Genomic DNA, 22,850 nt, shown 5'->3' with positions numbered 1-22,850 from the left:
TTCTTACTTGCCGTCTTTGCCGTTTTTGCGGCGCAGCATCACGGTCAAGAGGCTCAGGCCGGCCAAGAGGGTGGCCACGCTGGCAGGCTCAGGTACGGCCGACACTTGCAGGCGCACCGCGCCGATGGTGCCTTCATCCGGCGATAGAAAAGAAGTGGACAAGAAGCCGCTAATGCTGTGCTGACCGGCGTTCAAGCTGTAGACGCCACGGCTGAAGTTGCTGTCGGCAAAAGCCTCGTCAAAGTCGACGATGGCCGGGGTGCCCTGATTGCCAAGGACGGCGACGCTGGTGGTGCCGATTTCTTGGCCCGAATTGGTGACGGTGAAGCGGTCACCCGACCAGCCGGCATCCACCACGCTCAAGGTGGCGACAAAACCTTCGGCGACGGTGAAGTCGAAGCTCAAGGCTTGTCCGTCAAAATTGGACCAGCCGAGATCGCCGGACATGAGCCTGGAGACGGTGAAATCAACCCACTGACCATCGGCATTCAGCGTGTCCGCGTGTGCGGCGCTCAGGCTGGCTGCGAGGGTCAGGGCGACGAAGGCCGCGCGAGAACTGAGGCGTTGGGGCAGATGCATGATGGATGGCTTCCAAGAATGAACAGCGGGTTGAAGGGGGCGGGCGGATCAAGGCATGTCGATGCGGCCGAAGCATGCAGGGCCGCAGTGACCCGGTGGTGACGCCAAATCCTTTGGCCTGGGTCGAATGGACCACCCGTTTGCAAGCGCGGGCGCGAGTCTTGGGTCGGCCGCTACACTGGCCAGCCCTGAATGGCAGTGAGACCATGAGCGACTCTTTGCAAGCATTTCTTCAACGCGCCGAGGGCTTGTTGGCCCGGGTGGAGGCCTTGCTGCCCCCGACCTTGACGGCCCCTGATTGGCAAGCCGCTGCGGCTTTTCGTTATCGCCGCCGCCGCGGTGTGCCGGTGCTGGAACCGGTGCGCCATGCAGCCTCGATCCGATTGAACGAATTGCTGGAGGTCGATGCGCAAAAGCAGCGTTTGCTACAAAACACCGAGCAGTTCGTCAGCGGCCGGCCCGCCAACAATGTCTTGTTGACCGGCGCACGCGGCACTGGCAAAAGCTCGCTGATCAAGGCCTGCTTGAATGAGTTTGCCGCTCGCGGCTTGCGCCTGATTGAGGTGGACAAGAGCGACTTGGTGGACTTGCCCGACTTGGTGGACTTGGTGGCCGAGCGCCCCGAACGCTTTGTGATCTTTTGCGATGACCTCAGCTTCGATGAGGGTGAGCTGGGCTACAAGGCTTTGAAGTCCATGTTGGACGGCTCGGTGGCCGCGGCCAGCGACAACGTCTTGGTCTATGCCACCAGCAACCGCCGCCACTTGCTGCCCGAGCAGATGAAGGACAACCTGGGCTACAAGCACCAGCCCGACGGCGAAGTGCATCCGGGCGAGGCAGTGGAAGAGAAGATTTCGCTCTCCGAACGCTTCGGCCTGTGGCTGAGTTTTTATCCCTTCAGCCAAGAAGAGTACTTGGCGATTGCCGCTCAATGGTTGCGTTACTTTGGCGTGGCCGACGAGTTGATTGCGGCTTCGCGGCAGCCGGCCTTGGTCTGGGCGCTGGAGCGCGGCTCGCGCTCGGGCCGTGTGGCCTACCAGTTTGCGCGGGACTTGGCGGGTCGCGGCGCGCTGGAGGCCATGCCCGTTGCGCTGAAGGACAGCTCTGCGCCTGAGGGGCTGGACCATGTCTGAGCACAGCAGGGAGCGGGTGCCGGTGGATGTGGCGGTGGGTGTCCTGGTGGAGCGCGATGCCCAAGGTCAAGAGGGGCGCTTTTTGCTGACCTCGCGCCCGGTGGGCAAGGTCTACGCGGGCTATTGGGAGTTCCCGGGCGGCAAGTTGGAGGCGGGCGAGAGCGTCGAGCAGGCGCTGCGCCGCGAACTGCAAGAAGAACTGGGCATCACGATTGAATCGGCCCATGCCTGGAAAGAGCTGGTGATGGACTACCCGCATGCCCGGGTGCGTTTGCACTTTTGCAAGGTCTACGCTTGGTCGGGCGAGTTCGAGATGCGCGAACAGCAGGCCATGGCTTGGCAGACTTTGCCGGTGCAAATGCAGCCGGTGCTGCCGGGAACGATTCCGGTGCTGGATTGGTTCGCCGCTGAGCGCGGCTTTGTGGGCCCGACCCATATCGCCTGAGCCCACTACACTGAAGCGCATGGACTGCTTGAATCAAATCAAATGGGATGCTGACGGCCTGTTGCCGGTGATCGCGCAAGAGCGTGACAGCGGTGATGTGGTGATGTTTGCCTGGATGAATCGCGAAGCCTTGGCGCGCACCATCGAACTGGGCCAGGCGGTCTATTGGAGCCGCTCGCGTGCGCGCTTGTGGCACAAGGGCGAAGAGTCAGGCCACACGCAGACCGTGCATGAGATGCGCCTGGATTGCGACAACGATGTGCTCTTGTTGAAGATCACCCAGAACGGGCACACGCCGGGCATTGCCTGCCATACCGGGCGGCATTCCTGCTTCTTCCAGCGTTTCGAAAACGGCGCTTGGGTGGCCGTTGACGCGGTCCTGAAGGACCCGGACCACATTTACAAATAAGCACTGATAGAGCAGACGAGCATGCCCAGCAAGGACATTTTGGCCCGTGTGGCCGCGGTGATTGAATCGCGCAAACCCGCCAATGGCGGCGACCCGGCCACCAGCTATGTGGCCAAGCTGTTCGACAAAGGCCTGGATTCGATCTTGAAAAAGGTCGGCGAAGAGGCCACCGAGACGGTGATGGCTGCCAAGGACGGCGATCCGCAAAAAGTGCTTTATGAGGTGGCCGATCTGTGGTTTCACAGCCTGATCGCACTCAGCCACTTCGGCTTGAAGCCGGAGCAGGTCTTGGCTGAACTGGCTCGGCGAGAAGGGCTGTCGGGCTTGCAAGAGTTTGCGCAGCGCAGCCCAGCCAAGGTGGAGGATGAGCCGAATGACTGATCAGCGTGGGGAAGTGATGGCGGCTGCTGAAGTGAGCATGGACCCCGAACGGCAGCAACAACTGCGTACCGTCGGCATGATCAGTTACATCCTGCATGCCGTGGTGGCCATCGGCGCCGTGCTGCCGGGGGTGCAAGCCAGTGTCTTTTTGCTGCTGGTCGCGGTGCTGATCGACTTGGTCAAGCGAGGCGATGCGGCGGGGACTTGGCAAGCCAGCCATTTCAGCTGGCGCCTGCGCAGCGTGGCCTGGGCCGGCGTGCTGTATCTGCTGACCAGCCCTCTGTGGCTCTTGTTGCTGGCGCCGGGCTGGATCGCCTGGGGCTTGATTTCGATTTGGTTCCTCTACCGCGTGCTGCGCGGCTGGGGCGCGATGAATGCCGGCCGTGCGATGCCGCTTTGAATGACTGACTTGCCTTGAGCTTTATTTGCTATGTCTCACGATCCCAACTGTCTGTTTTGCAAAATCGTTGCCGGCCAAATCCCCAGCCGCAAGGTCTATGAGGATGAGCAAGTGCTGGCTTTTCATGACATTCACCCTTGGGCGCCGGTGCATGTCTTGATCATCCCCAAGCTGCACATTGCCAGCATGGCCGATCTGGGCGCCGAGCATGCCGGCCTCATGGGCCATATGTCGGTGCTGGCGCCGCGCTTGATGCGCGAACTGGGTGTCACAAATGGTTTTCGCACTGTCATCAATACCGGGCAAGATGGCGGGCAGGAGGTCTATCACTTGCATATGCACGTGATGGGCGGCCCGCGCCCTTGGGCAAAGGGCTGAGGATAGGGCGTAGTGCCCGGGCGCCCTTTGTGACAGCGTTTGTCACATGGCGCCACTAGAATGACAGCTTCGATTCTTGGAGAGAAATTATGGGTTCGCTGAGCATTTGGCACTGGCTGATCGTGCTGGTGATTGTGGTGCTGGTCTTTGGCACGAAAAAGCTCAAGAACATTGGTAGTGATCTGGGCGGTGCCGTCAAAGGCTTCAAGGACGGCATGAAGGACGGCAGCGCTGCTGCCGACGCTGCGCCGGTGCAACAGGTCGCCAACAAGGCGAATGACGCCAACACGGTTGACGTTGAGGCCAAGACCAAGTCTTGATGGCTTGCCGGTCTGACGCTGCATGATTGATTTTGGTTTTGACAAACTCGCGCTGATCGGTGCGGTGGCTCTGGTCGTCATCGGCCCTGAGAAGCTGCCGCGCGTGGCGCGCACGGTCGGGCATTTGCTGGGCAAGGCGCAGCGCTATGTCTCGGATGTGAAGGCCGAGGTCAGCCGTTCGATCGAGCTGGAAGAGCTGCAGAAGATGAAGACCGAGATGGAATCGGCGGCGCAGAACATGGCGTCCACGGTTCAGCAAGAGGTAGCCAGCGCCAACAAGGCCTTTGATCAAACCTGGGCTGATGTCAGCAATGCCGCCAGCAGCGAAACCAGTTTGAGTGGCTACAGCTATGACAGCAGCGCGCTGCATCCGCCGGTCTACAAGCCGCCGAAGAAGAATTGGCGCTTGAAGCGTGGCGCCACCCCTCAGTGGTACAAGCAGCAGGCGGGTGTGCGTCGCCATGCGCAGTCTGGTGCGGCCCGTGTGGCGCGTTTTCGCCCTCCATCCCTTCGGCCTGGCCGAATGCTCTGAGTCACCATGAGTTCAACTCCCAAGCCCGACGATGAACTCGCCGGCACCGAACAACCTTTTGTCTCGCATCTGATTGAGTTGCGCGACCGCTTGGTGCGTGCCGCTATCGCGATCGGTATTTGCTTCGGCGTGCTGGCTATTTACCCCGGCCCTTCTGCTCTGTACGACTTGTTGGCCGCGCCTTTGGTGGCGCAACTGCCACAGGGCTCGACGCTGATCGCCACCAATGTGATCTCGCCCTTTATGGTGCCGCTGAAGATCACGCTGTTGGCGGGATTTTTGATTGCCTTGCCGGTGGTGCTGTATCAGGTGTGGGCCTTTGTGGCGCCGGGCCTGTATTCGCACGAGAAGCGTCTGGTCTTGCCGCTGGTGGTCTCCAGCACCTTGTTGTTCTTTGTCGGCGTGGCCTTTTGCTATTTCTTCGTTTTTGGCCAAGTCTTCAAGTTCATTCAGAGCTTTGCGCCCAAGAGCATCACGGCGGCGCCCGATATTGAGGCCTATCTGAGCTTTGTGATGTCGATGTTCATCGCTTTTGGTGCGGCTTTTGAGGTGCCGGTGGTGGTGGTGGTGCTGGCTCGCATGGGCTTGGTGACGGTCGAGAAGTTGCGTGAATTCCGTGGCTACTTCATCGTGGTGGCCTTCGTCATCGCCGCGGTAATCACGCCGCCTGATGTGGTGTCGCAACTGGCCTTGGCGATTCCGATGTGCATCTTGTATGAGTTGGGTGTTTTTGCGGCCGGCTACTTCATCCGTTATTCCAAGGCGCCTGACGAAGGCGCTGAGCCGAGCTGAGGTCCAAGTTCTTCGGAACTTGACTCTGCAATGAAAGACGGCGCTCTAAGAGCGCCGTTTCTTTTTTCCGAGCGGCTTGTTTGCCTCAGTTGCGTTCCGCCTGGGGCTTAGGCCTTTGCGCGACGGTGATGGGCAATTCGAGTTTTTGTGCGCCACGCAGAATCGCCACCGTGGTGGCAGTGTCCGGCTTGAGCGCGGCCACGGCACTGAGCAACTGGGCCGGCGATTGAATGGCGGTGGCACCGACCTGGGTCAAAACGTCGCCCGGTTTTACGCCTGCCTTGGCGGCCGGCGCATTCGCCAGCACACCGCTGATCAAGACCCCTTCGCTGACCGGCAATTTGAAAGCCTCGGCGAACTCGGGTGTGAGCTCACGGGTTTGCACCCCGATCCAGCCGCGCGCTACCTGACCGTTCTGAACCAAAGCTTCCATCACCTGGCGGGCCGAGCTGATGGGAATGGCAAAGCCAATCCCTAAGCTGCCGCCACTGCGCGAGTAAATGGCGGTGTTGATGCCAACCAGATTGCCCTCGGCATCGACCAGCGCCCCACCCGAGTTGCCGGGGTTGATGGCCGCGTCGGTCTGGATGAAGTTCTCGAAGGTATTGATGCCCAACTGGCTGCGGCCCATGGCGCTGACAATCCCTGAGGTGACGGTTTGGCCCACATTGAAAGGGTTGCCAATCGCCAGCACCACATCGCCCACCGCCAAGGTGTCGACATTGCCCAGACGTATGACGGGCAAGCGATCCAGGTCGATCTTGAGCACGGCCACATCGCTCTCGGGGTCGGTGCCCACCACGGTGGCGCGGGCTTGGCGGCCATCGCTGAGCATGACTTCGATGTCCGATGCCCCCTCCACCACATGGTTGTTGGTGAGCAGATAGCCATCCGGCGAGACGATCACGCCCGAGCCCAGGCCGGTTTGCGGGTTGGCGTCTTCTTGGCGGCCGCGTTTGCCGAAGTGGAATTTGTACCAAGGGTCTTGGCCGCCGGCATTGCGTGCTGGGGCTTTGCTGGCGGTGATGCTGACCACTGCGGGCGCGGCGCGTTTGGCGGCCAGGCTGTAGCCGGCGCGCGGTGAGCCAGTCACTGCGCTGCTGCCTGCCGGCAAGGGCTCAGCGGCTGCCAGGATGGGAATGCGGGCGACCGGGCCATGCTTCTCGCTTGAACTCTGCAGCCACTGCGGCTTGAGCGTGCTGATGACAAACAGCAGCGCCAGAATGACCGTCGTGGCCTGAGCGAAAATCAACCAAAGTCTGCGCACGTCCTCACCCTTTTTTGAATACATCTCTAAGTCAAAGCCCATGACTCACCGTCAAGACCTCCAAACCCACCTGAATCAATTGCTGCAGGTGGATCGGTTCAAGGATTATGGGCCGAACGGTTTGCAAGTGGAGGGGCGGGACGAGATCAAACACATCGTCTGCGGGGTGACCGCCAGCCTGGCTTTGATCGAGGCCGCGATTGCCGCTGGCGCCGACGCCATTCTGGTTCACCATGGCTTGTTCTGGCGCGGTCAGGATGGGCGTGTGACGGGTTGGATGAAGCAGCGCCTCGCGCGCCTTTTGCAGGCCGATGTCAATTTGTTTGCCTATCACCTGCCGCTGGATGCGCATGCCGAGCTGGGCAATAACGCTCAACTTGGGCGTATCCTTGATTGGCAGGCCGAGGCCCGCTTCGGGGAGCAAGACCTGGGTTTCATTGGTTCGCAGCCTTCGCCTTCAAGCCTGCAGTCCTTGGGTGAACAGATTGCCAACAAGCTGGGGCGCACGCCTATCTTGCTGCCAGGTGACGGTCGTCCGCTGAAGCGCCTGGCCTGGTGCACGGGCGGCGCTCAGGGGTATTTTGAAGCGGCCATTGCCGCGGGCGCTGATGTGTTCCTGACCGGGGAAGTCTCAGAGCCTCAGGCGCATCTGGCCGCCGAAACCGGCGTGGCCTTTGTGGCCGCTGGTCACCATGCGACAGAGCGTTACGGCGTCCAAGCCTTGGCGCAGGCGCTGGCGATGGACCTGGGCGTGACGCAGCAATTCATAGAGATAGAGAACCCCGCATGAGTACCCAGCCTGGCTCAGAGATCTTGTTACTCACCATGGGCGATGTTTGCGGCATCGGCCCCGAAGTCCTGGCGGCAGCCCTGGCTGAGGAGCACGACCCAGGGCTTTGTGTGGTGGGCGATGTCGGGGTGATGCGGCGAGCACTGCAACAGGTGGGTGTGCAGATGCCGGTCTTGCGGGTGGAGGCTCCCGCAGATTGGTCGGCAGATCGCAGCCTGCCGCCGCATTGTTTGCCCGTATGGCAGCCCGAAGGCCTGCCCGCGGACTTGCTGACTTGCCCGCTGGGCCAGATCGATGCGCGCGCTGGGGCGGCGGCGGCCCGCTGCATAGAGGCAGCGGTCGGCTTGATTCAGGCCGGCCATGCTGCCGGCGTGGTGACCGCGCCCATCCACAAAGAAGCGCTGCATGCTGCAGGGGTGGACTTCCCAGGGCATACCGAAATGCTGCAGGCCTTGGCTTCGGGCCAGGAGGGTCTGTTGCCTGTTCGCATGATGTTGGCCAATGAGGAGTTGCGCACCGTCTTGGTGACGATTCACTGCTCTTTGCGCCAGGCCATCGAGCAAATCAGCTGCGCCAATGTTCTGCAGACCGTGCGCATCGCCGAGGCCGCGATGCGGCGCTTTGGCATTGCCAAGCCGCGCATCGCGGTGGCGGGCTTGAATCCGCATGCGGGCGAGGGGGGCTTGTTCGGTGATGAGGAGATCTTGCATATCGCGCCGGCTATTGCCTTGGCGCGCGCTGAGGGCATTGACGCCAACGGTCCTTTTGCGCCAGACACCGTGTTCATGCGTGCACGCCATGCGCCGGGCCACCCGGGTGCCTTTGATTTGGTGGTGGCCATGACCCACGATCACGGTCTGATTCCGGTCAAGTATCTGGGCGTGGAGCAGGGCGTCAATGTGACCTTGGGCCTGCCTTTTGTGCGCACCAGCCCCGATCACGGTACGGCATTTGACTTGGCTGGCAGTGGCCGGGCGGACCCGTCCAGCATGCGTGCGGCGATTCGAATGGCGCGGCGCTTGCTGGCCTGATCAGTTGCTTTTGCTCGTACCCAAGGCGGCCAACTGCTTGCGGGCGCGGGCAATGGCCCGCTCCATCAAATAGGCGTTTTCAAAAGCGCGCATGCGCTTGGACTCGCACAGGCGTTTGAGCATGCGCGCCGTCATGGTGACGGTTTCTTGATGCTTGGCGCCTTGGGTGAAGATGAAGAAGCTGCGGCCGGCGCTGATATGGGCGAGGCGCACCTTGTGCCAAGCCTCTTCCCCCTTGTTGCCGGTGTACATCTGGTAAGCGAAGCCGAGTTGCAGATGCTCGATCAAGAGCTCGCCTTCGCTGGGCTCGGGCGCTTCTGTGGCTTCGGGCAGGCCTTCGATGCTGATGTCAACCGCCTGCAGCGGCGCTTCGGCGCTCAGGTCGATGTCGATCTCGCCAGTCCAGTTGACGCCCGATTCGCTGATCAAGCCCAGGCTCTTGGCTTCGGCCGCCGAGAGGCGCTCGCTCAGGTCGAGGTCTTGCGGCAGGCTGGAGGTGGCCTCGGCGCCCAAGTCCTGCTCGGTCGGAGGCGCGCTGCCGAACACGCTTTCGAGTTGCTTGATCAGCAGATTGGTTTCGAGCGCACTGAGGGCTTGGCCCTTCAGCGATTCGGCGTGCGCAGGCAGGAGCAGGGCAAAAAACTTCTTGCGAGCCGGCTCGGGCCAGGCGATCAAGTCCAGCCCTTCATTCAGCGTCTTCATCAGCGAAGGCAATTGGCCGAGGAAGGCTTGTCTTTGCGCGCTGCCGGCCTTGGGCTGCACGCTCATCACCAAGTCTTTGCCGAACTGCCGGATGCGCTGGGTGCGCTCGGGCGAGCTGCCGGCATCGCGCATCACCAACACAATCGCCTGGCTCCAGATCTGTGCCAAGAAGTCGCGGATGAAGTCTGGCATCGGCACCGGCGCCAGGGCCGATTGCATTTGCTGGGTGTAGCGCTGCTGCAGGCGCAGATCGGTCTCTTTGCGGGCCAAAAGGCTGGCGGCATCGACCCGGCTGGCTTGCGTGTGTTCACTCAGCGCGCGAGCGACCTGCTCGTTGATGAAGGCTTCGAGGGCATCCAATTTGCCTTCGTAGACATCCATGCGGTCGAAGTCGCCGTTGGCGACGTCTTGCACCAGGTCGCGCACATGGGACAAGAAGGCGCGGCCAGGGTCTTCGCTGAAATCTTCATAAGCGCAAGCCAGCGAGGCCATGCGGTTGATGAAGCGGCGCACCGGGTGGCGGCGCGAGGAAAAGAAGCTCGGGTCACCCAGGGCGGCTCGCAGCACCGGCAATTGCAGCCGCGCCAGCAAGCGCGCCATTTGTGGCGGCACTTTGGGGTCGGACAGCACCTGATCGAACAAGCTGCTGACCACGTCGATGACCATATGGTCCAGGCGCCCGGTGGCGGCCTGACGTAATTCTTCGCGATGCTGATGGATCAGATTGGGTGGCGCCACGCCCTGCCAATGGGGCGCATTGAAGTCTTCGGCCCACTCGGTGGCCGCTTGGGGGAAGGATCCGCCCAAGGTTCCGCCTAACGTCCCGCTCAAGGCGCCGCCGGAATTGCCGGTCAGCGATTGGGGGAGGGCGCCTGTCTGTGAATAGCCAAATTCGGCCGTTCCCTGGCCTGCGGGACCAAATCCGGCTGCGGGCATCGCAGGGGTGGCATGACCGGGGCTGGGCGCTTGATGCGCCAAGCGTCGCAGCAGGTCCATCAATTGCGCATCAACGGCCCCCATGCCGCCGCTGGAGGCTTGGCCTTGACCGCCAAACCCACGCGGCCCCTGGCTAGCTCCTTGCAGACCACCCCAATTGGACGATGCGCCGTGCGAACCTCCGTGTGAACTTCCATGAGGTCCGCCATAACGAGCGCCGCCTGCAGCACCTTCGGACAATTCGGCGGCCATGCTGTGGCCACTGTGGCTGCTGTTGCCGGACAGCGATTGCGAGCGGGTGGAGTAGCCGTGGCTGCCGGCTGCTGAGTCGTGAGCGCGCACCCGCAAGTCTTGCGGACGCAGGCCGCGATTGCGAAACAACTCGGCAATGTCGGCATAGCAGGCGCGCATCTCTTGGGCCAGCGCGCGTGTCAGCTCGTCGATCAGGATTTGCCTTGTCTCCGCTTCTTCGCTGACGGCATGGACCGCCGCCAGCAAGGCTTGGCCGATCAACTCTGGCCTCAGTGGGTTGCGTTCGCCGCTGCTGAGGCCAAAGATGTAGGACTCAACTTCGCGCAACTCCCACTCGCTTTGGTGGCCGATGGCAAGACCGATACGGTCGGCCACCACCAGGGCGTCGACCTGCTCGTCTTCCATCAGCGAGAGTTCGCCCCAATCCTTCTTTTTGGCGCCGGCGGTTTCAGGCGTTTTGCCGGCTTGTTCTTGCACCAGTTGCTCACGCAGATGCTGATGAAACTGCTGGCCAAACTGGGCTTGCTGCTTGCGGAACAAAAATTGCGCAGCCAACAAGGCATCTCGGCGTTTGGCTTGTCCGGCGGACAAGGCCGACAGGCCCAACCCTTCCGCGCAACGCTCGGCGGCCTGCTCGGCGGCCGTGCGAATGCGCTGGACGGCAGCGTCCAGGTGCGGGTTGAGTTTGGGTTCGGGCGAATTCATGGTCGCAAAACGCAGCGCTGTAGCTTGATTACCACAGTCTATACGGCCTCTAGTATCAGGCCAAAGACGCCGGGTCATTGCGTGGAAAACCGGGTATTGCCCTGTACGACTGTCAAATAGCTAACGAATCGTTGAGACGTAACTTTTGCTTACAGCAGAGCGGCTCGCACGGAGCGGCTCTGACTGCGGGGTGAGGCGGCGCCTCAGCGTTTCAAGGAGTCCCGAATTTCGCGCAGCAGCACGATGTCTTCGGGTGTGGCTGGCGCTGCCTCAACGGGTGTGGGCTCGATGCGCTTGAGTCGGTTGATCTGCTTGATCATCATGAAAATGATGAAGGCCAGAATGATGAAGTTCAGCAGCACGGTGAGGAAGCTGCCATAGGCAAACAAGGGCACGCCGGCCTTGGTCAGGGCCTCATAAGTCATCGGGCCTTTGAAATCTGCCGGTGGGTTGGACAGCAGCACGAAGTAGTTCGAGAAATCCAGTCCGCCCACCACTTTGCCCACCAGGGGCATGATCAGGTCTTTGACGACCGAATCAACGATCTTGCCAAAAGCGCCGCCAATGATGACGCCGACGGCCAAATCGACCACATTGCCCTTGACGGCAAATTCTTTGAATTCAGACAAAACAGACATTCAGTGCTCCCATGGATGGCCTGCGGCCGGTGGAATGTTTTCAAGCCAAGCATCAAAAGCTTGATTTGAGTGATGCTTGGCGCTTGAAGGAGAGTAAAACGCCGATATTGTGGTGTCAAAATGCGCCGGCAGGACCAAGCTCGTCTGAACAGCGGGTCTCGTCCGTTAGAATCCCGGGTTGCCCCCGATCAGAAGTCTCGTTTGAGGATGCTCATGAGTGACCAGCAAGTGGACCACGGCAAGCGTACCTGGCTCATCGCCACAGGATGCGCAGGCGCCGTAGGCGGCGTAGCCACCGCCGTACCTTTCGTCAGTACTTTTTCGCCATCCGAGCGCGCCAAAGCGGCCGGTGCAGCGGTGGAAGTCGATATCAGTGCCATCAAACCCGGCGAGAAATTGACCGTGGAATGGCGCGGCAAGCCGGTTTGGATCGTGCGCCGCACGCCCGAACAGCTGGCCGCCATGAAGGGCACGGAAGGCCAATTGGCTGACCCTATGTCCGACCGCAAGGCCTATCCAACGCCCGAGTACGCCAAGAACGAGAACCGTTCGATCAAGCCCGAGTACTTTGTGGGCGTGGGCATCTGTTCACACCTGGGCTGCTCGCCAAGCGACAAGTTCCAAGCTGGCCCGCAGCCATCGCTGCCGGATGACTGGCATGGCGGCTTCTTGTGCCCTTGCCACGGTTCGACCTTCGACTTGGCCGGACGTGTGTTCAAGAACAAGCCGGCGCCCGACAACCTGGAAGTGCCGCCGCACATGTATCTGTCCGACACCAAGCTCATCATTGGTGAAGACAAGAAGGCCTGATTTTCAACAATCAGACCCAACAAGGCTAAAGGACAGAGGTCAATATGGCTGCTGAATTCAAAGAAGCTCCCGCAGGCGCACCCTTGGGCGAAAAGCTCCTGACTTGGGTGGACAGTCGCTTCCCGGCGAGCAAGCTCTACAAAGAACATCTGTCGGAGTACTACGCTCCGAAGAACTTCAACTGGTGGTACATCTTCGGTTCGCTGGCACTGTTGGTGCTGGTGATCCAGATCGTCACTGGCATTTTCTTGGTGATGCACTACAAGCCGGACGCAGCACTGGCTTTTGCTTCGGTCGAGTACATCATGCGTGATGTGCCCTGGGGCTGGCTGATCCGCTACATGCACTCGACAGGCGCTTCGGCCTTCTTCGTGGTTGTGTATCTGCACATGTTCCGTGGTCTGCTCTACGGTTCTTATCGCAAGCCGCGTGAGCTGGTTTGGGTGTTTGGTTGCGGCATTTTCTTGTGCCTGATGGCCGAAGCCTTCATGGGCTATCTGCTGCCCTGGGGCCAGATGTCCTACTGGGGCGCTCAGGTGATCGTGAACCTGTTTGCTGCCGTGCCTTTCGTCGGTCCTGATCTGGCCTTGCTGATCCGTGGTGACTTCGTGGTGGGTGATGCCACGCTGAATCGCTTCTTCAGCTTCCACGTGATTGCTGTGCCTTTGGTGCTTTTGGGCCTGGTGGTGGCACACATCATCGCGCTGCACGAAGTGGGCTCGAACAACCCTGATGGCGTTGAAATCAAGGGCCCCAAAGCTCCGAAGGATGCAGCTGGCCATCCGCTGGACGGCGTGCCTTTCCACCCGTACTACACGGTGCACGACATCTACGGCGTCTCGTTGTTCTTGATGGTGTTCACCTCCATCATCTTCTTTGCCCCTGAGCTGGGTGGTTACTTCCTCGAGTACAACAACTTCATTCCGGCTGATCCGCTGAAGACGCCTGCGCACATTGCGCCGGTCTGGTACTTCACGCCTTTCTATTCGATGCTGCGTGCCACCACTGACACCATGGTGAACGTGCTGGTGGTCATCATCGGTCTGGGTGCTGTTTTGGCTGCCTTGAAGGGCAACTTCAATGGCAAAGCCAAGTTGGCGGTGCTGGTGATTGCTGCTGCAGCCTGCTTCATGCTGAAGATCTTCGATGCGAAGTTCTGGGGTGTGGTGGTGATGGGTGGCGCGGTTGTGATCCTGTTCTTCTTGCCATGGTTGGATCACAGCCCGGTCAAGTCGATCCGTTATCGCCCGGACTGGCACAAGTATGTGTACACCGTGTTCGTGGTGTTCTTCCTGGTGCTGGGCTATTTGGGCATTCAGCCGCCGACCGATGCAGGCACGCTGGTGTCGCAAGTGGGCACTCTGTTCTATTTCGGCTTCTTCTTGTTGATGCCTTGGTGGAGCAAGCTGGGTACGCCGAAGGCTGTGCCTGACCGTGTGACCTTTCACGCCCACTGAAGCCGGGAGTCAACAGAATGAAAAAACTGATCTCTAAGGTGCTGGCCAGCTTGCTGATCGGCTTGAGTCTGGCTTCCGGTGCGCAAGCTTCCGGTGGTGGCATCGAGTGGGACAAGTTCCCCAAGGAGAAGATGCAAGACATGGCCGCCCTGCAAAACGGCGCCAAGCTCTTCGTCAACTACTGCTTGAACTGCCACTCGGCGGCCTTTATGCGCTACAACCGTTTGCGCGACCTGGGTCTGACGGATGTGCAAATCAAGAGCAATCTGATGTTTGCCGCCGACAAGGTGGGCGACACCATGAAGGTGTCGCTGGACGCCAAGCAGGCCAAGGACTGGTTTGGTGCCACGCCGCCTGACCTGACCGTGATCGCTCGCTCGCGCGCCGATGGCGCCAAGGGTTCGGGTGCAGACTATCTGTACACCTATCTGCGCAGTTATTACCGCGACGAGACCAAGGCTACAGGCTGGAACAACCTGGCCTTCCCAAGCGTGGCAATGCCGCATGTGCTGTGGGAACTGCAAGGCCAGCGCGCAGCCAAGTTCGCTGAAGAAACCGATCCGCATGATCACAGCAAGAAGATTCACGTCTTCAAGGGCTATGAGCAGCTGACTCCGGGTTCGATGGATGCTCGCCAGTACGACAGCGCCGTGGCTGATTTGGTTGCGTATCTGCAGTGGATGGGTGAGCCGGCTCAGGCGCAGCGCTTCCGCCTCGGCGTGATGGTCCTGCTGTTCTTGCTGGTCTTCACCGTGTTTGCCTGGCGCTTGAATGCGTCTTATTGGAAAGACGTGAAGTAATCACTTCGGACCCGGCATGCGCCGGGCCCAGAACGCAGTGGGATGCTCAAAAAGCCTCCCGCTGCGTTTGCGTTTTGAGCGTTCCGACTCAGCTCGGGGCGCAATCGTTTTTTCTCACCCCTTCGGGAGCTTGCCGCCATGATGGTGCTTTATTCTGGAACCACCTGCCCTTACTCGCATCGCTGCCGCTTCGTGCTGTTCGAAAAGGGTATGGATTTCGAAATCCGCGATGTGGACTTGTTCGCCAAGCCCGAAGACATCGCCTTGATGAACCCGTACAACGAAGTGCCGATTCTGGTCGAACGCGACCTGATTCTGTATGAATCGCACATCATCAATGAGTACATCGACGAGCGCTTCCCGCATCCACAGTTGATGCCCGGCGACCCGGTGGCGCGTGCACGCGTGCGCCTGTTCCTGCTGAATTTCGAGAAGGAATTGTTTGCTCATGTGAACGTGCTTGAAGGTCGTAGCCAAAGCGTCAAGGCGACCGACAAGCAGCTGGAAAAGGCGCGTTCGCAGATTCGCGACCGTCTGACCCAGTTGGCGCCGATCTTCTTGAAGAACAAGTACATGTTGGGCGACGACTTCTCGATGTTGGACGTGGCGATTGCACCTTTGCTGTGGCGTCTGGACTACTACGGCATCGACATGTCGAAGAACGCCTTGCCGCTGCTGAAATACGCTGAGCGCATCTTCTCGCGCCCCGCCTATATCGAAGCGCTGACTCCGTCTGAAAAGGTCATGCGCAAGTAAGCAAGCGCTTGACTTGAGCAGTAGGCAGTCTCCAGCATGGAAAAAAGCAGTGACAAGACCGGGGCAGGGAGCCCCTCGACCCGGCCTTATCTGATTCGCGCTTTGCACGATTGGTGCACGGACAATGGCTTCACGCCTTACATCGCCGTCCACGTCGATCGTTTCGTTCAAGTGCCGATGGAATACGTCAGCAACAACGAAATTGTCCTGAACGTCGGCTTCGATGCGACCAGCAGCCTTGATCTGGGCAATGAATTCATTCAGTTCAAGGCCAGGTTTGGCGGTACAGCGCGTGAAATCATGGTGCCGGTCGACCATGTCGTGGCTATCTACGCCCGCGAAAATGGACAAGGCATGGCTTTCCCTGCGCCGGAACTTCAGTCCTCGGTGGATAAGACTGTGTCAGAAGTGCCAGTTGCTGCAGAGGCAGCTCCTGCTCCTGCTCCTGCTCCTAGCGAAGCTCGGGTGAATCCTTTGCGCGCGGTGCGTTTGGCGCCGACTTCAGAGGCAGGAGTTTCCCAAGAAGCGTCTGCAGCTGAACAGTCGTCGGATGTCGCGGATGCTGCGTCCGGGGGCCCGGCGCCTGATGACGAACCTGACAGCCCAGGGCCAGTTTCGGGTCGCCCCGCATTAAAACGCGTCAAATAGTCTGAGTCACTAAAAATTCAGGCTATACTAGCGGACTGGTGTCGCCGGCTTAGCTCAGTTGGTAGAGCAACCGCCTTGTAAGCGGTAGGTCATCAGTTCGAATCCGATAGCCGGCACCAAAGTTTGAAAATACCGCCTCCAGGCGGTATTTTTTTGCCCAAAATTTTCCTTGTTCGTACTCTTGCCATCGCTAAGTTCACATGATTCTGTGGAATCGATGGCAAATTGCACCGACTACGGCTGCTGAACTTTGATTCGCACTCTGTAGGGTTGCAGCCCAGACTCCTGCAGCAATTCCTCGAGCCGGGGGTGCAAGTGCCGCAACTTGGCGCCTACGGCAGCGTTGGACGCCAGCAGCGTCCAAGCCTCTTCATCGATCGGCCCCGGCTTTACAAATCGCACCAAAGCGCCGGGCAAGCAAGGCTTGACGAGTTCCATGCGACGGTTCGATTCCATCAACAAAATGCCGAGCCGAGCCAGGCCATCGTGCTGACTCAAGGCTTGCGCGATAGGCAAGGGGTCTGGGACTTGCCGCTTTGGCGCGGGAGCGGGTTTGTAGCGCGGGGCGGAACTCATGTGTGGCAGTGTAGTGGGGCGTTGCCAGCGGCTCTCGCTCAGTAAGTCGGGCGGTGCAAAGTAAGAGTGCAAACGAGCGGATGCTAAACTGCCAAGGTTTTGCGCTCGGGCGCACCAATGGCAGAAATTTAGGCGCTGGGCTCTTGCAGCCGGCCTTGCTCGCCCCACATGCACCGAACGCTAGAAAGTAGAAATTCATCGAGGGCCAAGCTTAAGGCAAGTCAATCTGCCGGCAGCAAACGCCGATTCAACGGTGCCAACCTGGGTTGACGCCGGACCTCCCAAGATAAAACCATCACGCTGCATGTTGCCCAAGCTTCTCACCCAGATTTTCGGTAGCCGTAATGAGCGCTTGCTTAAGGGCTATCGTCGCGTTGTCCAACAGATCAATGCGATGGAGCCTCAGTTTGAGCAGCTCGACGACGCAGCGCTGAAGGCCAAGACTGACGAGTTCAAGGCGCGTGTCGCCAATGGCGAATCGCTCGATGCATTGTTGCCCGAAGCTTTTGCGGTGGTGCGCGAAGCGGGCAAACGCGTCTTCAAGATGCGTCACTTTGATGTGCAGCTGATCGGTGGCATGGTTTTGCACGACGGCAAGATCCCCGAAATGGGCACAGGCGAGGGCAAGACTCTGACCGCTACATTGCCGGTCTACTTGAATGCGCTGACCGGCAAAGGCGTGCACTTGGTGACCGTCAATGATTACCTAGTGCAGCGTGACGCCGAGTGGATGTCTCAGCTCTATAACTTTCTCGGCCTGAGCGTCGGCGTGAACCTACCGCAGATGCCTCGTGAGCAAAAGCAAGCGGCCTATGCGGCAGACGTCACCTACGGTACCAACAACGAATACGGCTTTGACTACCTTCGTGACAATATGGTTCACGATGTGGCGGACCGCGTTCAGCGTCCGCTGGCTTATGCCATCGTCGACGAGGTGGACTCGATCCTGATCGACGAGGCGCGTACGCCGCTGATCATCTCGGGCCAAGCTGACGACCAAACCGACGTGTATCTGGCCATCAATAAAGTGGCCCCGTTGCTGAAGAAGCAAATCGGTGAATTGGACCTCCGCACCGGAGAAGGTGTCATCGAGCCGGGCGATTTCACCGTCGATGAAAAGTCGCATCAGATCTATCTGACCGAAGATGGCCACGACAATGCCGAGCGCTTGTTATCCGAAGCGGGCTTGCTGCTGGAAGGTGCCAGCCTCTACGACGCCGGCAATATCACGTTGATGCATCATTTGTACGCCGCCCTGCGTGCGCACCATGTGTATCACCGCGATCAGCATTACGTGGTGCAAAACGGCGAGGTCACCATCGTTGACGAGTTCACCGGACGTCTGATGACCGGTCGCCGTTGGAGCGACGGTCTGCATCAGGCCGTTGAAGCCAAAGAAGGCGTGGCCGTGCAGAGCGAGAACCAGACGCTGGCCTCGATCACCTTCCAGAACTATTTCCGTATGTACGGCAAGTTGGCCGGCATGACCGGTACCGCCGATACCGAAGCCTATGAGTTTCAGGAAATCTACGGCCTGGAAACTGTGGTGATCCCGCCGAATCGTCAGCGTCAGCGCAAGGATGAGCAGGATCTGGTCTACAAGACCACGCGCGAGAAGTTCCTCGCCGTGGTGGCCGACATCAAAGATTGCCACGAGCGTGGTCAACCGGTGTTGGTGGGCACGACCTCGATCGAGAACTCCGAATACATCTCCAAGCTGCTGGAAGCCGAGAAGCTGCCGCACGCTGTGCTGAACGCCAAGCAGCACGCCAAGGAAGCCGAGATCGTTGCGCAGGCCGGTCGACCTGGTGTGATCACCATCGCCACCAATATGGCCGGTCGCGGCACCGACATCGTGCTGGGCGGCAATGTCGAGAACCAGATCAAGCTCTTGGAGGCCGATGCCTCCATCGCGGATGCCGATCGCGCTGTGCGGATTCAAAAGCTGAAGGATGAATGGCAAGGTCTGCACGATGCCGTGAAGGCAGCAGGTGGATTGCGCATCATCGCCACTGAGCGTCATGAGAGCCGTCGCATCGACAACCAGTTGCGGGGTCGTGCCGGTCGTCAGGGTGACCCAGGTGCTTCACGCTTCTATTTGTCACTGGACGACCAGTTGATGCGCATTTTTGCGGGTGACCGTGTGCGCGCCATCATGGATCGCTTGAAGATGCCAGAAGGCGAGGCCATTGAGGCGGGCATCGTGTCGCGCTCCATCGAGAGCGCGCAGCGCAAGGTCGAAGCTCGCAACTTCGATGTGCGTAAACAACTGCTCGAGTACGACGACGTGTCCAATGACCAGCGCAAGGTCATCTATCAGCAGCGCAACGACATTCTTGAGGCGCAGAGCTTGGTGGCTCAGATCGCTAATCTGCGTTCTAGCACCATGGCTGATGTGGTTCGAACTTTTGTGCCGGCAGACAGCTTGGAAGAGCAGTGGGATTTGCCAGGGCTGGAACGTGTGTTGCGCGACGAATGGCAATTGGACATCTCGCTCTCAGCTTTGGTGGAGAAGAGTGACTCCATCACCGACGAAGAAGTCCTTGAAGCCGTCGTCAAGGCTGCGGATGCCGCATTTGAGGACAAGGTCGAGCGGGTTGGTCTGGAGCAGTTGACGCCGTTCATGCGCATGGTTTTGCTGCAGAGCATTGACCAACACTGGCGCGAGCATCTGGCTTCGCTGGACTATCTGCGCCAAGGCATCCATCTGCGCGGCTATGCGCAGAAGAACCCCAAGCAGGAATACAAGCGCGAAGCCTTTGAGTTGTTCTCGCAACTCTTGGATGTAGTGAAGATGGAAGTCACCCGCACCTTGATGAATGTGCGCATCCAGTCGCAAGATGAGGCCGATCGTGCGGCTCAGGCCATTGAGGCTCGCGCCGAACACGTCAGCAATGTGACTTACACCCACCCGAACGAAGACGGCTCGGTTTCTCAAGAAACAGACCCCGCCACTCAGTTTGGCCATGTGGGCCGCAACGACCCCTGCCCCTGCGGCAGTGGCAAGAAGTTCAAGGCCTGCCACGGCAAGCTGAGTTGACTTAGACAGGGTTGATGCCGTCGAACCGCTTGCTAGCAGGCGGTCGAGTGTCAAGACAAGGGTTGCATTCCTGGGTGTTTGCAACCCTTTTTTCTTGTCCCGACGTGTCTTGAGAATCCACTGGCTGCTCTCCCTAATAGCAACCCCTCGAACAGGGCGGTCTTTCTCGTGTTTTTCACACGTTTGGCCTTGGTGAGCCCCGGCTTGAGGGGGCTGCTTTGCAGGGGTACTGCCCTAGGATTCTCACTGTGTTCAAAGCCAATGGCCCCGCGCCGATTGCAGAGGCGATGGCTGGCGTAGGACTCTATCCAAACGAGGGTGAGCAATGAATAAATTGAAAACAACGGTGATGGGTCTGGGAGCGGTCGCGGTGCTTGCTGCGATGAGCTCGGCTGTGGCTGGGCCCGTCAAGTTTCAGTCCGGCGGTCAGTTCGTGGAAAGCGTGGGCGATGATCGCGCGATCAAGAATGAAGAATTCAGCGACAGCTACAAATTTCACTTGATTGCTGCACAAGTGATCTCGGGTACCTTGCAGACCCAAGGTCAGCAAAAAGGCGAGAGATTTCTTGACCCACTGTTGGACATTCGGAACGTCTATTTCAGCAATGAGCAAGGGGCCAAGGTCTTCCTGACCCCAGTGGCCGGGACTGAGCTTGCGGGCTCAAGGACCAAGGGCGTGGAGCAATGGGCAGTAGCCCCCGGACAGAAGCTTGAAGCTGGCGATTGGACCTTGAATATTGAAGGTAAGGGCGGAATCGCTGCAAATAAAAAGGACGCTGACCGCTACATCGTCCGCTTGGACGGCGTGAACGCTGTGCCTGAGCCGCAAAGCCTTGCCTTGAGTCTGTTGGGCCTGGGGGCCGTGCTGTATGTCCGCCGCGGCCGTCGCGTCTGACTTGATCAGAATTCATTGATCTGAATTAGAAGAAAACTGTCAAAGGACTTTCCATGAGTGTCAGTATGAAAAAGATTCTTGTCGCCACGGCCGGTGCCTTGTTGCTGAGCGCCAATGCTTCTGCTGCGATGGTTGATCTGGAATTTGTAGGCAATGGCCCAGGTGAATTGCTCACCACGACTTTCAGCAGCAACTATCTGACCGGTGCGATGGAGTTTCGCAACAGCCAGAGCGGCCAGAGTTTCTATGCCTATTGCGTCGATCTGATGCAAGACCATGCCGAGGCCTCAGATCTCACGCAAGCCTATTCCCTGGGTAGCTTTTCGGCTCGCGAGACAAGCTTGTTGCAAGGGCTGTTCAGCACCAGCTATGCCGGCTTGAAGACTTCCACCGATCAGGCCGCATTTCAAACCGCCATCTGGGAAATTACCCATGAGAGCGATTTGTCCGCTCTGAATGTGCAGAAGAATGCCGGCGTGTTTGCTGTCAGTGGTTCGAGTGGTTTGGCCAGTGACTCGGCCTTTGTCGAGCAAGTCAATTCCTACCTGGGCTTGGCCTCGCAGTACAAGGGCCCGGACCTTTACAGCCTGACCCGATTCAATCATGAAGAGTTTCAGGATCTGTTGACCGTGACTGCGGTCCCTGAGCCCAGCAGCGCTTTGTTGATGGGCCTGGGGCTGCTGGGTTTTGTTGCCTTCTGCGGCCGCCGCCGCAACGGAAAGGGCACGAGCCTGTAAAGGCTTGCCTTGGGCCGAGTGGCCTGAGCTTCGCCAAGAAGTCATTGATAAGGGCGCCTAAAGGGCGCCCTTTTTCGTTGGTGCTCGCGCGAGGCCTCCTTGTGATGGTGTGCTTGGCGTCGGTGGGTGCAGCGCTTCTCCTGGGTCAACGGTAGTTGGCAAACGGCGACTGAGCTTGCTGGGCACTCTGGTCCAGTTGCGCTTCTGTGGACCACCGGGCCTGAGTGATTTCAAGTCTTGAACAGCAAGACTCGAGAATCCCTTTCGCGGGTGGTGGTGAATCCGGCTCTGCAATGAGAAAGGGCTCCCGAAGGAGCCCATTGCTAGCTAGTGTGACTTGCGGTCGAGCGGAGCAATCAAGTCGATTTGCGGCGGCGCGCGACGAAGCTGATAGCGCCCAGGCCAGCCAGGAACATGGCGTAGGTTTCGGGTTCGGGGACGGGCGAAGTGGGCACGAAGGGCTCGTAGCCGATTTCGATCGTCGAGTAGTTGTTGTTGGCGATCACATTGCCTTCCCAGTGCCCGCTGCTCGCGCCCAGGATGTCAGCCTTGGGGGCCACCAAGCTGCCGTAGCCAGAGTGCAATTCAATGCTTTGCGCGTTGGTGACGTTGAACAGCAGACGGTCTTTGAACGAGTCGAGATTGCTGCCCAAGTAGTCGCTGCCAAACTTGATGGTGCCGCTGGCGGTCAGGTTCACAACGATCCAGTCCTTGGCGCCAAAGCTGGCCTTGTCCAGCGTGAGTGCCTTCAGGTTGTTGTCACCGATGTTGAAGACATGCACCTGCGGCGTGGCCGATTTGCTGCTTCCTGACAGCGTCATGTCCCAGCCTGTGCTGATCTTGCCGGTGCTGGCCTGGGTCGCGAGGCTTTGCTGGAAGCTGGTGAAGTAGCTAGCGCTGTCGGCAAACAGCTTGTTGATGGCAGCGGTGTCACCTTTGCTGAAACCCAGCGAGGTATTGCCCAGATTGCTGCCGCCGTAAATGCCGGTGCCAGCCACGGTGCCTGCGCCCACCCAAGGTGCGGTGGAGGGGCCCATCGACTGGTTGGTGTTGATGGAGGAGTCCTTGGGGCCGTTGTAAATGGCGCCGTCCTTGACGTTGACATTGCCGCCAACCACCACCGAGGGACCGGTGCTGCCGTAAGGGTTGCGGTAGCCGACTGAAATGCTGGCAATGCTCAGGTCACCCTTGACAGCCATGCGGCCTTCGATGTCCGAGTGCTGAGTCACGTTGCCGAAAAAGAAGCCGCTATAGGCGCTGGCGGCGCCGAGGTCGAGCACGGGAACCGCTTGGGCAAGGCTTGCTGCCAGCATGGCACTTGCGAATGAAACCAATTGAATACCATTCTTGCGACTGATCATCTTGTGCTTCACTTGAATCCCTTTTTTGAGCGAATTGATGCGGAGGTATCGCCACGAAAAGCTGTTTTTCCGTGTTGCAG

General features: G+C 59.4%; 25 protein-coding genes and 1 tRNA gene. 20 read left to right on the top strand and 6 right to left on the bottom strand.

The window, feature by feature from the left end; genetic code table 11:
• Window positions 1–3: 3 nt before the first annotated feature.
• Window positions 4–579, bottom strand: a complete 576-nt coding sequence (locus LNV06_RS06370) for a PEP-CTERM sorting domain-containing protein (RefSeq protein WP_263537364.1) — start codon at window positions 577–579, stop codon at window positions 4–6.
• Window positions 580–785: 206 nt separating this feature from the next.
• On the opposite strand from LNV06_RS06370, the gene LNV06_RS06365 reads away from it, so the two are divergent.
• From LNV06_RS06365 to tatC, 9 genes are all read left to right on the top strand, one after another.
• On the top strand, window positions 786–1,712 hold the full coding sequence (locus LNV06_RS06365; RefSeq protein WP_263537530.1) for an ATP-binding protein: 927 nt from the start codon (window positions 786–788) through the stop codon (window positions 1,710–1,712).
• Window positions 1,705–2,157 carry an NUDIX domain-containing protein gene (locus LNV06_RS06360; protein WP_263537363.1) on the top strand — a complete coding sequence of 151 codons (453 nt, stop codon included), beginning with the start codon at window positions 1,705–1,707 and terminating at the stop codon, window positions 2,155–2,157. Before LNV06_RS06365 ends, LNV06_RS06360 begins: the two co-directional genes overlap by 8 nt.
• 19 nt (window positions 2,158–2,176) lie before the next feature.
• Entirely contained in the window at window positions 2,177–2,566 is a 390-nt protein-coding gene (gene hisI, locus LNV06_RS06355) for a phosphoribosyl-AMP cyclohydrolase (protein WP_411970060.1), read from the top strand.
• A gap of 21 nt (window positions 2,567–2,587) precedes the next feature.
• Window positions 2,588–2,947: a phosphoribosyl-ATP diphosphatase gene (locus tag LNV06_RS06350; RefSeq protein ID WP_263537362.1), complete on the top strand. Its 360-nt coding sequence runs from the start codon at window positions 2,588–2,590 to the stop codon at window positions 2,945–2,947.
• Between the two features lie 16 nt (window positions 2,948–2,963).
• Window positions 2,964–3,347, top strand: a complete 384-nt coding sequence (locus tag LNV06_RS06345; protein WP_263537528.1) for a DUF4870 family protein — start codon at window positions 2,964–2,966, stop codon at window positions 3,345–3,347.
• A gap of 30 nt (window positions 3,348–3,377) precedes the next feature.
• Entirely contained in the window at window positions 3,378–3,725 is a 348-nt protein-coding gene (locus tag LNV06_RS06340) for a histidine triad nucleotide-binding protein (protein WP_263537361.1), read from the top strand.
• Between the two features lie 89 nt (window positions 3,726–3,814).
• On the top strand, window positions 3,815–4,045 hold the full coding sequence (tatA, locus tag LNV06_RS06335; RefSeq protein WP_263537360.1) for a Sec-independent protein translocase subunit TatA: 231 nt from the start codon (window positions 3,815–3,817) through the stop codon (window positions 4,043–4,045).
• 22 nt (window positions 4,046–4,067) lie between these two features.
• Window positions 4,068–4,577, top strand: a complete 510-nt coding sequence (gene tatB, locus LNV06_RS06330) for a Sec-independent protein translocase protein TatB (protein WP_263537359.1) — start codon at window positions 4,068–4,070, stop codon at window positions 4,575–4,577.
• Between the two features lie 6 nt (window positions 4,578–4,583).
• Entirely contained in the window at window positions 4,584–5,369 is a 786-nt protein-coding gene (gene tatC / locus LNV06_RS06325) for a twin-arginine translocase subunit TatC (protein WP_263537358.1), read from the top strand.
• Window positions 5,370–5,454: 85 nt separating this feature from the next.
• On the opposite strand, the gene LNV06_RS06320 is transcribed toward tatC, so the two are convergent.
• Window positions 5,455–6,636, bottom strand: coding sequence for a S1C family serine protease (locus LNV06_RS06320; protein WP_263537527.1), 1,182 nt, complete (start codon window positions 6,634–6,636; stop codon window positions 5,455–5,457).
• A 40-nt stretch (window positions 6,637–6,676) separates the two neighbouring features.
• Here LNV06_RS06320 and LNV06_RS06315 point away from each other — a divergent pair, with 40 nt between their 5' ends.
• The gene (locus LNV06_RS06315) at window positions 6,677–7,426 is read left to right on the top strand and encodes a Nif3-like dinuclear metal center hexameric protein (protein WP_263537357.1); all 750 of its coding nucleotides are present in this window, start codon (window positions 6,677–6,679) and stop codon (window positions 7,424–7,426) included.
• Window positions 7,423–8,457, top strand: a complete 1,035-nt coding sequence (pdxA, locus tag LNV06_RS06310; RefSeq protein WP_263537356.1) for a 4-hydroxythreonine-4-phosphate dehydrogenase PdxA — start codon at window positions 7,423–7,425, stop codon at window positions 8,455–8,457. Before LNV06_RS06315 ends, pdxA begins: the two co-directional genes overlap by 4 nt.
• Here pdxA and LNV06_RS06305 read toward each other — a convergent pair whose 3' ends face one another.
• Both LNV06_RS06305 and mscL read right to left on the bottom strand, forming a co-directional pair.
• Window positions 8,458–11,052 (bottom strand): DUF1631 family protein, encoded by a 2,595-nt coding sequence (locus LNV06_RS06305; RefSeq protein WP_263537355.1) that lies wholly within the window; start codon window positions 11,050–11,052, stop codon window positions 8,458–8,460. It abuts the gene before it with no gap.
• 203 nt (window positions 11,053–11,255) lie between these two features.
• A complete protein-coding gene (gene mscL / locus LNV06_RS06300) occupies window positions 11,256–11,690 on the bottom strand; it encodes a large conductance mechanosensitive channel protein MscL (protein WP_263537354.1) in 435 nt (144 codons plus the stop codon).
• A gap of 213 nt (window positions 11,691–11,903) precedes the next feature.
• Between mscL and petA the strand changes: the two genes are divergently transcribed.
• From petA to LNV06_RS06270, 6 genes are all read left to right on the top strand, one after another.
• Window positions 11,904–12,500 carry a ubiquinol-cytochrome c reductase iron-sulfur subunit gene (gene petA, locus LNV06_RS06295; protein WP_263537353.1) on the top strand — a complete coding sequence of 199 codons (597 nt, stop codon included), beginning with the start codon at window positions 11,904–11,906 and terminating at the stop codon, window positions 12,498–12,500.
• A 44-nt stretch (window positions 12,501–12,544) separates the two neighbouring features.
• The gene (locus LNV06_RS06290; protein WP_263537352.1) at window positions 12,545–13,957 is read left to right on the top strand and encodes a cytochrome b; all 1,413 of its coding nucleotides are present in this window, start codon (window positions 12,545–12,547) and stop codon (window positions 13,955–13,957) included.
• Window positions 13,958–13,974: 17 nt separating this feature from the next.
• The gene (locus tag LNV06_RS06285; protein WP_263537351.1) at window positions 13,975–14,757 is read left to right on the top strand and encodes a cytochrome c1; all 783 of its coding nucleotides are present in this window, start codon (window positions 13,975–13,977) and stop codon (window positions 14,755–14,757) included.
• Window positions 14,758–14,895: 138 nt separating this feature from the next.
• Complete coding sequence (locus LNV06_RS06280) at window positions 14,896–15,513, top strand: glutathione S-transferase N-terminal domain-containing protein (RefSeq protein ID WP_263537350.1); 618 nt, start codon at window positions 14,896–14,898, stop codon at window positions 15,511–15,513.
• 36 nt (window positions 15,514–15,549) lie between these two features.
• On the top strand, window positions 15,550–16,161 hold the full coding sequence (locus LNV06_RS06275) for a ClpXP protease specificity-enhancing factor (protein ID WP_263537349.1): 612 nt from the start codon (window positions 15,550–15,552) through the stop codon (window positions 16,159–16,161).
• Window positions 16,162–16,204: 43 nt separating this feature from the next.
• Window positions 16,205–16,280, top strand: a tRNA-Thr gene (locus tag LNV06_RS06270).
• Window positions 16,281–16,395: 115 nt separating this feature from the next.
• On the opposite strand, the gene LNV06_RS06265 is transcribed toward LNV06_RS06270, so the two are convergent.
• Complete coding sequence (locus LNV06_RS06265; protein ID WP_263537348.1) at window positions 16,396–16,737, bottom strand: hypothetical protein; 342 nt, start codon at window positions 16,735–16,737, stop codon at window positions 16,396–16,398.
• Window positions 16,738–17,041: 304 nt separating this feature from the next.
• On the opposite strand from LNV06_RS06265, the gene secA reads away from it, so the two are divergent.
• From secA to LNV06_RS06250, 3 genes are all read left to right on the top strand, one after another.
• A complete protein-coding gene (gene secA / locus LNV06_RS06260) occupies window positions 17,042–19,777 on the top strand; it encodes a preprotein translocase subunit SecA (protein ID WP_263537347.1) in 2,736 nt (911 codons plus the stop codon).
• Window positions 19,778–20,102: 325 nt separating this feature from the next.
• Window positions 20,103–20,672, top strand: a complete 570-nt coding sequence (locus tag LNV06_RS06255; protein WP_263537346.1) for an FxDxF family PEP-CTERM protein — start codon at window positions 20,103–20,105, stop codon at window positions 20,670–20,672.
• A gap of 65 nt (window positions 20,673–20,737) precedes the next feature.
• The gene (locus tag LNV06_RS06250) at window positions 20,738–21,409 is read left to right on the top strand and encodes a PEP-CTERM sorting domain-containing protein (RefSeq protein ID WP_263537345.1); all 672 of its coding nucleotides are present in this window, start codon (window positions 20,738–20,740) and stop codon (window positions 21,407–21,409) included.
• Window positions 21,410–21,765: 356 nt separating this feature from the next.
• On the opposite strand, the gene LNV06_RS06245 is transcribed toward LNV06_RS06250, so the two are convergent.
• Window positions 21,766–22,722 carry a collagen-binding domain-containing protein gene (locus LNV06_RS06245; protein WP_263537344.1) on the bottom strand — a complete coding sequence of 319 codons (957 nt, stop codon included), beginning with the start codon at window positions 22,720–22,722 and terminating at the stop codon, window positions 21,766–21,768.
• Window positions 22,723–22,850: the final 128 nt, after the last annotated feature.

This window comes from Paucibacter sp. Y2R2-4 (assembly GCF_025717535.1).
In the GTDB taxonomy this organism is placed as follows: domain Bacteria; phylum Pseudomonadota; class Gammaproteobacteria; order Burkholderiales; family Burkholderiaceae_C; genus Paucibacter_A.
Note: the sequence above shows the minus strand (reverse complement) of the source record. Positions and strands in the feature narration are given on the sequence as shown.

Excerpts from the sequence above, each read along its gene's own strand:
- LNV06_RS06350 (WP_263537362.1), top strand. The coding sequence starts at position 2,588 with ATGCCCAGCAAGGACATTTTGGCCCGTGTGGCCGCGGTGATTGAATCG.
- tatA (WP_263537360.1), top strand. The coding sequence starts at position 3,815 with ATGGGTTCGCTGAGCATTTGGCACTGGCTGATCGTGCTGGTGATTGTG.
- LNV06_RS06250 (WP_263537345.1), top strand. The coding sequence starts at position 20,738 with ATGAAAAAGATTCTTGTCGCCACGGCCGGTGCCTTGTTGCTGAGCGCC.
- secA (WP_263537347.1), top strand. The coding sequence starts at position 17,042 with ATGTTGCCCAAGCTTCTCACCCAGATTTTCGGTAGCCGTAATGAGCGC.
- LNV06_RS06290 (WP_263537352.1), top strand. The coding sequence starts at position 12,545 with ATGGCTGCTGAATTCAAAGAAGCTCCCGCAGGCGCACCCTTGGGCGAA.
- pdxA (WP_263537356.1), top strand. The coding sequence starts at position 7,423 with ATGAGTACCCAGCCTGGCTCAGAGATCTTGTTACTCACCATGGGCGAT.
- tatC (WP_263537358.1), top strand. The coding sequence starts at position 4,584 with ATGAGTTCAACTCCCAAGCCCGACGATGAACTCGCCGGCACCGAACAA.
- hisI (WP_411970060.1), top strand. The coding sequence starts at position 2,177 with ATGGACTGCTTGAATCAAATCAAATGGGATGCTGACGGCCTGTTGCCG.
- LNV06_RS06315 (WP_263537357.1), top strand. The coding sequence starts at position 6,677 with ATGACTCACCGTCAAGACCTCCAAACCCACCTGAATCAATTGCTGCAG.
- petA (WP_263537353.1), top strand. The coding sequence starts at position 11,904 with ATGAGTGACCAGCAAGTGGACCACGGCAAGCGTACCTGGCTCATCGCC.
- tatB (WP_263537359.1), top strand. The coding sequence starts at position 4,068 with ATGATTGATTTTGGTTTTGACAAACTCGCGCTGATCGGTGCGGTGGCT.
- LNV06_RS06345 (WP_263537528.1), top strand. The coding sequence starts at position 2,964 with ATGGCGGCTGCTGAAGTGAGCATGGACCCCGAACGGCAGCAACAACTG.
- LNV06_RS06360 (WP_263537363.1), top strand. The coding sequence starts at position 1,705 with ATGTCTGAGCACAGCAGGGAGCGGGTGCCGGTGGATGTGGCGGTGGGT.
- LNV06_RS06280 (WP_263537350.1), top strand. The coding sequence starts at position 14,896 with ATGATGGTGCTTTATTCTGGAACCACCTGCCCTTACTCGCATCGCTGC.
- mscL (WP_263537354.1), bottom strand. The coding sequence starts at position 11,690 with ATGTCTGTTTTGTCTGAATTCAAAGAATTTGCCGTCAAGGGCAATGTG.
- LNV06_RS06305 (WP_263537355.1), bottom strand. The coding sequence starts at position 11,052 with ATGAATTCGCCCGAACCCAAACTCAACCCGCACCTGGACGCTGCCGTC.
- LNV06_RS06255 (WP_263537346.1), top strand. The coding sequence starts at position 20,103 with ATGAATAAATTGAAAACAACGGTGATGGGTCTGGGAGCGGTCGCGGTG.
- LNV06_RS06340 (WP_263537361.1), top strand. The coding sequence starts at position 3,378 with ATGTCTCACGATCCCAACTGTCTGTTTTGCAAAATCGTTGCCGGCCAA.
- LNV06_RS06370 (WP_263537364.1), bottom strand. The coding sequence starts at position 579 with ATGCATCTGCCCCAACGCCTCAGTTCTCGCGCGGCCTTCGTCGCCCTG.
- LNV06_RS06275 (WP_263537349.1), top strand. The coding sequence starts at position 15,550 with ATGGAAAAAAGCAGTGACAAGACCGGGGCAGGGAGCCCCTCGACCCGG.
- LNV06_RS06365 (WP_263537530.1), top strand. The coding sequence starts at position 786 with ATGAGCGACTCTTTGCAAGCATTTCTTCAACGCGCCGAGGGCTTGTTG.
- LNV06_RS06245 (WP_263537344.1), bottom strand. The coding sequence starts at position 22,722 with ATGCTGGCAGCAAGCCTTGCCCAAGCGGTTCCCGTGCTCGACCTCGGC.
- LNV06_RS06265 (WP_263537348.1), bottom strand. The coding sequence starts at position 16,737 with ATGAGTTCCGCCCCGCGCTACAAACCCGCTCCCGCGCCAAAGCGGCAA.
- LNV06_RS06285 (WP_263537351.1), top strand. The coding sequence starts at position 13,975 with ATGAAAAAACTGATCTCTAAGGTGCTGGCCAGCTTGCTGATCGGCTTG.